At 45.5% G+C, this 8,076-nt stretch carries 9 protein-coding genes; 6 read left to right on the top strand and 3 right to left on the bottom strand.

The annotated features are described in order from the left end of the window. The first annotated feature begins 151 nt into the window (after positions 1 to 151). The 5 genes from EDM52_RS23670 (at position 152) to EDM52_RS25510 (ending at position 3,112) form a co-directional block, all read left to right on the top strand. The gene (locus EDM52_RS23670) at positions 152 to 562 is read left to right on the top strand and encodes a VOC family protein (RefSeq protein ID WP_183185333.1); all 411 of its coding nucleotides are present in this window, start codon (positions 152 to 154) and stop codon (positions 560 to 562) included. Beyond that, positions 546 to 926 carry an MmcQ/YjbR family DNA-binding protein gene (locus tag EDM52_RS23665; RefSeq protein WP_122911359.1) on the top strand — a complete coding sequence of 127 codons (381 nt, stop codon included), beginning with the start codon at positions 546 to 548 and terminating at the stop codon, positions 924 to 926. The genes EDM52_RS23670 and EDM52_RS23665 overlap by 17 nt, the downstream gene beginning before the upstream one ends. Before the next feature lie 154 nt (positions 927 to 1,080). Next, positions 1,081 to 1,503 (top strand): MFS transporter, encoded by a 423-nt coding sequence (locus tag EDM52_RS23660; protein ID WP_122911358.1) that lies wholly within the window; start codon positions 1,081 to 1,083, stop codon positions 1,501 to 1,503. 788 nt (positions 1,504 to 2,291) lie between these two features. Beyond that, the gene (locus EDM52_RS23650) at positions 2,292 to 2,576 is read left to right on the top strand and encodes a DUF4183 domain-containing protein (RefSeq protein ID WP_122911356.1); all 285 of its coding nucleotides are present in this window, start codon (positions 2,292 to 2,294) and stop codon (positions 2,574 to 2,576) included. A gap of 101 nt (positions 2,577 to 2,677) precedes the next feature. Then, the gene (locus EDM52_RS25510) at positions 2,678 to 3,112 is read left to right on the top strand and encodes a DUF4183 domain-containing protein (RefSeq protein ID WP_338068347.1); all 435 of its coding nucleotides are present in this window, start codon (positions 2,678 to 2,680) and stop codon (positions 3,110 to 3,112) included. Between the two features lie 70 nt (positions 3,113 to 3,182). Here EDM52_RS25510 and EDM52_RS23640 read toward each other — a convergent pair whose 3' ends face one another. Both EDM52_RS23640 and EDM52_RS23635 read right to left on the bottom strand, forming a co-directional pair. Beyond that, positions 3,183 to 3,920, bottom strand: coding sequence for a LytR/AlgR family response regulator transcription factor (locus tag EDM52_RS23640; RefSeq protein ID WP_245997373.1), 738 nt, complete (start codon positions 3,918 to 3,920; stop codon positions 3,183 to 3,185). Continuing rightward, on the bottom strand, positions 3,917 to 5,614 hold the full coding sequence (locus EDM52_RS23635; RefSeq protein WP_122911353.1) for a LytS/YhcK type 5TM receptor domain-containing protein: 1,698 nt from the start codon (positions 5,612 to 5,614) through the stop codon (positions 3,917 to 3,919). The genes EDM52_RS23640 and EDM52_RS23635 overlap by 4 nt, the downstream gene beginning before the upstream one ends. 306 nt (positions 5,615 to 5,920) lie before the next feature. Between EDM52_RS23635 and EDM52_RS23630 the strand changes: the two genes are divergently transcribed. Next, entirely contained in the window at positions 5,921 to 7,237 is a 1,317-nt protein-coding gene (locus tag EDM52_RS23630) for an MFS transporter (RefSeq protein ID WP_122911352.1), read from the top strand. Between the two features lie 291 nt (positions 7,238 to 7,528). On the opposite strand, the gene EDM52_RS23625 is transcribed toward EDM52_RS23630, so the two are convergent. Further along, positions 7,529 to 8,020: a hypothetical protein gene (locus tag EDM52_RS23625; protein ID WP_122911351.1), complete on the bottom strand. Its 492-nt coding sequence runs from the start codon at positions 8,018 to 8,020 to the stop codon at positions 7,529 to 7,531. Between the last annotated feature and the right edge of the window lie 56 nt (positions 8,021 to 8,076).

The raw sequence follows: 8,076 nt of genomic DNA, 5'->3' as shown, positions 1-8,076 counted from the left end.
GGTTGCGGTACGGGGTTCGGCTAAGGCCTCCAAACCATGGCTTCAAATTCAATTTAACTGGAATTCTCTTCACTCTCTTTCCGTTGTCCGGATCAACTGGAAATTGTCTGAAGAAGAGCTTCTAACAATGATTATACGAGGAGGAAGTATTGTGAGTGATACGTTTACGCCCAAAGGATACCAACATGTAACGACGTACTTCACGGTAAAAGATGCAAATCAGATGATCGATTTTCTGAAAAGAGTATTCGATGCCCAGGAGTTGAACCGAGGAATGAATGAGCATGGCTTGATCACACATGCGGAAGTTCGAATTGGAGACACGATCGTTGAATTGTCTGAGGAAAATGACAGGTTTCCGCCAAGAACGAATACCTTGCATATTTTTGTACCCGATACGGATGAGTGTTACAAGCGGGCGCTTGACTTGGGCAGCAATTCACTATATGAACCGGCGGATATACCTTATGGAGAGCGCAGCGGCGGCATTGAGGATCCTTTCGGCAACCACTGGTATATCGCGACTTTTACGGGAGGTGAGGGGCGTGGTTACTACAGATGATGTTCGAGGCTTAGCGCTTTCCCTGCCGGAGACAGAAGAACACGAGCATTGGGGAAAATGTTCGTTTCGGGTGAGAAACAAAATTTTTGCAGTGATTCAGCCTGATGGTGTATCTGTTGCAATGAAAACGACGCATGATAACCGGGACGCATATACGTCGATGGCCCCGGAGGTCTTTCATGTGCCTGACAGTTTCGCGAAGCTTTCCTATATGATGGTTCGCATCGATCGTATCGATCAAAAAGAATGTAGTGATTTACTGATACAAGCGTGGAAGCTTGTATCACCTAAAAAACTGGTTAAAGCCTACGGTGAATCTTGCAATCGATCTTTTAATCACGGCGGTAAAAAGATCGATTCTTGAAACAGGCACACATATGGTACGAAACCATACTAGGTTTCCTGTCGAATAGGTCAGTGGAACAAGCTACGCTGTGAGTATGATACGCTGTCCGTATGAGGTCAGCGGTTCGATCCCGCTAGCTCCACCAAAATGAACTTTTCCGGGGGTGCATACTATGGTGATCGGGAACATTATCATCATGTTGGGACTCAGTCCGTTGATGGTACTAAACACGGACCTGGTTGTCGCCTCTGTACCTCCGGAGAAAACCGGCGCGGCTTCCTCTTTGTCAGAAATGAGCAGTGAATTGGGGATGGCTTTAAGCATTTCCATTTTCGGAATCATCGGAACTGCGGTATATCGTCATTTGGTGGCTGGATATATTCCGAATGGGATATCGCAGGAAACGGGTCAAGCTGTGAGAGACACGCTAGCAGGTGCTGTGACTGTTGCTAAGTCATTGCCTTATGATTCCGTATTGGAGGCGGCAAAGCATGCTTTTTTGTCGGGGATTCAAGTAGTGGGCGGAGTCAGCTCGATTCTGCTGCTGGGTTTGATCGTACTTTACCTGACGCTGTTACGCGATGTACGCAGGTAGCTAATTCCTTTCACCTTCTCCCAAAACCTTTCAAGAGTACCATTTGAGGTGACAAAGCCGAAATTTCTATGTTGAACAGTAGAAACATTGAGACGGTTATGATTCTGCTGATCATTTCTACCATAATGTGGAGCGCGTACACGCTCTTTCGCATGCATAGAGGCAAAAAGCGCATCACGACCGGGAAAATGATTTTCTCACTGGTCGGGGGATTGCTTCCACTCCTGATTCTCGTATTTCTGTCACCATTAGCGACAATTATTGGAGCTGGACGAGTTGTGCCTTGGTTAGGACTATGGAACACTATGTCATCACTGATTATATGGCTGGCATATTATCGTTAGTCAATTTATCGAAAGGGGTATGCTATTTCCGCCTTGTTCAGAAGAAGAATAACAACTGAGCAGGAATGTGCAACTATCAACAGAGGGAGAGCGCTAAACTGGCAGTGTAGACTACGGAAACGGCAGAGATGCCGTTTTTTTGTTTGCATAAAAGGACATCAGAGTTCGCATAAATGAGAAGAACTCACTTTTTGATTAATTAGTATCAGCTTTCATTCGACAGCATGCGCAAAGATGCTACGGAGAATCCAATAAACCATAACATTAAAATAATCCACGTTATATTCTTGTCATACAGTAATCCGGGCAAGTTGTCTAAAATCAATACGAAAAAATACGCAAAACGCTTCCGATATTTGTCCGTTTCAAAAGTAAGACTCCATTCATTTACTAGAAGCAAGTAAGGAATTTTCCTTATATTTACAGTGTGAGGAGGTGTTTGAAATGCCAATTATTAAACCATTTATCACCTCAGTGAGATTCAACTCAACGATGGGAGCTGGGACAGGCACTGGTGCAACGTTTGCTATTGCAGCCACCGCATTTGACGATGATGCAGGAGCCGCGGCCACTGCATTTCCCAGTACGTTTGCTTACTACAATCTCTACATTAACGGTGTTCTGCAGCAAGGAAATACCTCGACAGTTACAACAACAACCATTACGATTCCAGATGGAGATGCTGAAAACGGAGGTACACCCATTACCGTAGAATTCGTGGTGAACTAAAGAAGAATGAAAAAGGTAAACTCCAAGGCGACAATGTTCGTTTGGGGTTTACCTACTTATTCGAATGATGATTCATTTTTTTGAACGCATTTGCATTCCCCATGTCTCTTTTAAGAAAGGAGTTCGAGATGAGGTATTATGTGACGAAACAAAATACAGTGAGTAATGTACATTCGAGAAGTACGTCGTATCTCGTTTTCCCACCTTTAGGTTGCCCAGATATTTATCCGGGACAGCCTTGTCCTACTTGCCCTCCATGCCCCTGTACTCCGGGTTTGTTACAAACAGAGGTGTATCAGTATACGGCTACTTCGGACGGAATGAAAAATGTGTATACAAATAGTGATGCTGTCATTTCATTCAGTACTTCCGGTATACTCGATCCCAACTCCGTATCCGTTGTTAATCTATTTATTAATGGAATCCTTCAATCGCCCAGTTTGTATACGGTGCAGCCTGGAGCATTGATTCTAAGTGATATCCCAGTGCAGGGAGTTCCCCTAATCCTGCAGTTCATCAAAATTACTACAGGATAAAAAGGGACACAAAAACGGAGCAAATAGAGACTCCCTTTCCGCTCCGTTCGGTTTATTTTCACTAGTAAACTCAAAAATTCATCAACCCCCGAAACGCCTTCACATTCCCTCGACTAACTGGAATATCTGTCTGACTCTCATCATTCATCTTAATCAAATACGTGTTGTTGAACCAAGGGATGATTTCTTTAATCTGCTTCAAGTTCAAGATATAGTTCCGATGACTTCTAAAGAATGATCCGGACCTGTTCAAAATCGCTTCCAGCTCATTCATACTCAAGTCGCATTTGTCGATACTCTCTTTTGTCGCAACATATAATTCTCTCTCCCGCACAAAAGCAAAGAAAATCTGCCCCACCTGGATCGGAATGATCTTGTTGTTCTTCCGGATGCATACCTGTTCTTCCAGCTTGGGAGCCGTCGCGGTGCGTTCATTGACGTCCGGCCTGCTCCTCAGTGTCCTCACTTTTTGGATCACATCATCCAGCTTCGATTCCATGATCGGCTTGGTCAAATACCCCACAGCAGGAGTAGCAAAGGCCTCCAGTGCGTGCTCATGAAAAGCAGTCGAAAAAACGATCAATGGGGGCTTGGACAGCTGATTCAATGCTTTGGCAAAGTCCAGTCCGTTCATCCCGGGCATCTGAATATCAAGAAAAAGCAAATCAGGCTCGGTAGCGATGATCGTAGCCAAAGCTTCCACTGGATTGGTATGGATAGCATCCACTTGAATATCGATATATTTTTTCAGCAAATACTCCAATTCGGAGCAAATCGCTGGCTCGTCATCGATGATCATGGTTTTCATGAACACGTAGCTATCACTTCCTTTTCAGATTCGGATAACGGAGCTGCAAAGGATACAACCGTTCCCCAACCAGGCTTGCTTTGAATCGTGAGGCCATACTCTTTGCCGTAGATCGACTGCAGCCGCTGATGAACATTGGCAAGACCGATCCCCTTTGATTGGCCGCTCCAAATTTCAGCCAAACGCTCTTCGCTCATTCCAACGCCATTATCCTCAATGCTGATTTTCACTTCTTGGTCGGACGGCACTACTCGAATGGTAAGCAGGCAATCGCTGATCTTTGGAAAAAGTCCATGGTGAATGGCATTTTCCACGATAGGCTGCAGCGTCAGGACAGGCAATTTGCGATCCAGCAGCGATTCGTCGATCTCCATGTTGACCTTCAAGCGATTGCCAAACCTGACCTTTTCGATTTCCACATACGAATGGATTCCGTCCAGCTCTTCCTGCAAGCTGTGGTCATTCCCTTTGCTTTTCAAATTACGCCTGAAAATATCGCTTAAATGACCGATTAATGTTCTCGCCTGGTCAGGATCTGTCCGGCAATAGGACATGATGGTCCCGAGCGTGTTGAACAAAAAATGCGGGTTGATTTGCGCTTGGAGTGCATTCACTTCAGCTTGCTGACGCATTTTTGCTTGATGCTCGATCTCCGCTAGTTCAATTTGGACGGAAAGCAGCTTGGCGAGGCCGTCCACTAGCTTCTGGTTCGTCTTAGAAGATTTGAAAGAAGAGCTTTTATAGTAGAATTGCAGCGTCCCAATCTTTTGGTTTTGATGATATAACGATGCAGCGATAACCGATTTTAGGCGAAGCCGACTTGGAAAGACAAGATTTTTGTCGCGGTATACCCCTGTGTGCTGGGCCAAAACAGCTTCCGCTACTTGTGAGCAAAGCGTCTTTTTCTGCAAATGATTCTCCAGTACATCGCCTTTCACACTGAGCAGCTTTTCGCGGTCGGTAATGGCGACAGCATCCACCTTTGCCATTTCACGGATCATTTCAGCGGTTTTTTCCGCGGAGTATTCATTCAATCCTGTCCGCAGATGCGGCAACGTTTGGCTCGCAATCGACAAGGCCAGATCGGCACCCAATGCGCCGGACTGGTCTTGCATCATTTTCAGATTTTGGAACACGCGCGTGAACAGCAGCAGTCCAGCAATCGTCACGATTGTGGTTGGGATCGCGATTTTTATTTCCAGCTCGAGTGCCGCCGAAAATGGCTTGGCCATGAGAAGCACCATTACTTTCTGAATGAGCTCGGCTGTCAATCCCAACAGCACAATATGCTGCCACTTCATGCGCAGCACATTCTTTTTCGTACTTACGAACCCGCCCAAGAAGCCGGTCAACACGGTCGAGATGGCACAGGCAGCAGCGGTAAATCCACCGAATGAATAGCGATGAATACCTCCTATGATGCCGGCAAAGATGCCGACGATAGGGCCACCAATCAAACCGCCGGCAACAGCGCCTACGATACGCGTATTGGCGAGTGCGTCATTGATCCGGATTCCTTCTTCCGTTCCGATCACCGACAGAAAACCGAACAACGTAGAGAGGATCACAATTCGCAGCAGGTTGTTGTTCCCGTACACCATGTTCCGAAAGTAATCCAGTTGGCCGATGATGAGGGCGATTACCGCGATCACGGAAATGTTTTCTAGCAGTCCTAGTAGCATAGTGAAAGTCATAACCACTGCCCCCTCTGGTAAAGGGTATCCCGATTTTACTGATAAATCAATGCAACTCATCTGGGATTTTTGGCAACTCAGATGCCGTTTTTGCACGCTCAGAACGATTCGATGGATTCTAGCAAACCAATCAAACTAGAATAAAAATAGTTCAGATTATTCAAGAATCCATCCGGGTGAAAATGAAATCCCTTTCAAAGTAAACAATGCCCCTCCATTCACGAGCAAAGGTATTGTTTCATTTGCAAGCGGTTAAACTATCCCAATTGCAAATGGATTCGGATCAAACATAAGGAGGGTGCAGCTATGACGTCATCGAGTGATCGCGCAAATACGCGGCGCATCACAAGCAACATCTTTAAAGGTTCAATGGGAAACCTGATTGAATGGTATGACTGGTATGTATATGCAGCTTTTGCGGTGTATTTCTCATCTCAGTTTTTTCCACAAGGCGACCCTACCAGCCAGTTGCTGAATACTGCCGCTGTTTTTGCTATCGGATTTTTAATGAGACCGATCGGGAGCTTGCTCCTGGGCCGATACGCTGACCGTCACGGGCGCCGTGCCGCACTGACGCTGTCTGTGACTATTATGGCGGGTGGTTCTTTGGTGATTGCAGTAACACCAAACTATGACACCATCGGCGTGTTTGCTCCTATTATTCTCGTTCTTGCCCGTCTGCTCCAAGGTCTTTCGCTTGGCGGGGAATACGGAACATCCGCAACGTACCTGTCCGAGATGGCCTCCAGTGGTCGCCGAGGGTTCTATTCCAGCTTCCAGTATGTCACGCTGATTAGTGGACAGTTGGTGGCACTGGGTGTGCAAATTATCCTGCAGCAAATGCTCAGCGAAGAAGCGATGATGGCATGGGGCTGGCGCATTCCTTTCGTAATCGGAGCACTTGGCGCAATAGCCGTGCTGTGGCTTCGCCGCAGTATGGACGAATCGGAACAGTTTTCCAAAATGGAGTCGAAAAGCCGGGACAAGGCAGGTACACTTCGCGAGCTGATGAAGCATCCGAAGGCGGTAATGGCAGTCGTCGGGCTTACGCTCGGGGGAACCATTGCTTTTAACACCTACACGACGTATTTGCAAAAATTTATGGTAATTACGGTAGGACTGCCGAAAGAGATAGTCAGCTGGATTAATTTTATCGCACTTCTTGTATTTGTCGTCTTGCAGCCGCTCGCCGGTATGCTGTCCGACCGAATTGGACGGCGCCCGCTGCTGATTGGCTTCGGTATTCTTGGAACATTGTGGACTGTACCGATGTTCTTGCTTTTGGAACAGGCAAATAGTCCATATGCCGCTTTCATGCTGATGCTGTCTGGCCTCATTATTGTCACAGGCTATACGTCGATCAACGCGATCGTGAAAGCCGAGCTGTTCCCTACTGAAATCCGCGCTCTAGGCGTTGGCTTTCCATATGGGGTGACCGTCGCGATCTTTGGAGGAACAGCGGAGTTCATTGCACTGTGGTTCAAAAGCATCGGGTACGAGTCTCTCTTCTATTACTACGTAGCAGCTTGTATTGCCGTGAGCCTCCTTGTCTACTGGCGCATGGGCGAGTCGTCGAAAACCTCCAAGATCGAAGCGGAGCTGGACGCCGCAAATGGCAAGTAAGTTGCAGAACAAATGTAATGGAATAAGCAGCAAATACAAACAGCGGCAGAGTAGGACAACCATTCGTTGATCCTGATATGCTCCCCATACGGTAGACAGGCGAAATAATAAAAAGCTTGCTACTGTGAGGTAACGGGTTCGGTTTTGGAGTGCAAAATGAAAAATGACATTTGAAATGGCACAAAAAAAGGAAGGCGAATTTTCGCCCTTCCTTTTTGATTTTTAGATGAATTGGCTTTAATAATGGTCGAGTTAGTTAATAAAAACCGTTGTTAACAGTGTTCAAGTGTTCTAGAAAGTTATTGGAATCATGGGTGTTTTTATTTTGACAAATGTACCTCTTTTTGATTTTTCCATTGCTTCCTCATTCATTTTTCTAACCTTTGGGGATAATGTTGAAGAGTTATGGATGGTTGTATTGTCGAAGGAAACTGGCACGTCTATAATCCTTGCTTTTCCCACCATATGAAAATCATAATTCGCTTCATTTTCTTCGAGTTCGACTTTAGATGTTAAAAATTCAAGCAAATGTAAAACCTCACTATCATTACTTGACTTAATAATATTAAGAACGGTTGGGTCATTCAACAACAACTGGTCTAGATTTAAGATTCCTTTCTTTAAAGAAAGACTTATGATATTAGCAAGTGAATGATATGAATAAACATTTAGGGGACTTAAGAAATAATCAATGACAAGTTTATAGTAAATAGTTGTGAACCATTCCGCCATTTCCACCGATGAAACACAAATTTCTCCATTAACAATTTTCAGCGATTCCAAAAAGGTTACAACTTCCTGCTGAGTTGTTCCAAAATAATCGGATTAACCCCCTAGGT

The organism is Brevibacillus invocatus (assembly GCF_003710915.1).
GTDB lineage: Bacteria > Bacillota > Bacilli > Brevibacillales > Brevibacillaceae > Brevibacillus > Brevibacillus invocatus.
The sequence above is the reverse complement of the archived record's forward strand: the minus strand, read 5'-3'. Positions and strand labels throughout refer to the sequence as shown.

What these genes read in the sequence shown, in the direction of transcription:
- EDM52_RS23660 (WP_122911358.1), top strand. Translation starts at nt 1,081, where the DNA reads ATGGTGATCGGGAACATTATCATCATGTTGGGACTCAGTCCGTTGATG.
- EDM52_RS23650 (WP_122911356.1), top strand. Translation starts at nt 2,292, where the DNA reads ATGCCAATTATTAAACCATTTATCACCTCAGTGAGATTCAACTCAACG.
- EDM52_RS25510 (WP_338068347.1), top strand. Translation starts at nt 2,678, where the DNA reads ATGTCTCTTTTAAGAAAGGAGTTCGAGATGAGGTATTATGTGACGAAA.
- EDM52_RS23640 (WP_245997373.1), bottom strand. Translation starts at nt 3,920, where the DNA reads ATGAAAACCATGATCATCGATGACGAGCCAGCGATTTGCTCCGAATTG.
- EDM52_RS23635 (WP_122911353.1), bottom strand. Translation starts at nt 5,614, where the DNA reads ATGACTTTCACTATGCTACTAGGACTGCTAGAAAACATTTCCGTGATC.
- EDM52_RS23630 (WP_122911352.1), top strand. Translation starts at nt 5,921, where the DNA reads ATGACGTCATCGAGTGATCGCGCAAATACGCGGCGCATCACAAGCAAC.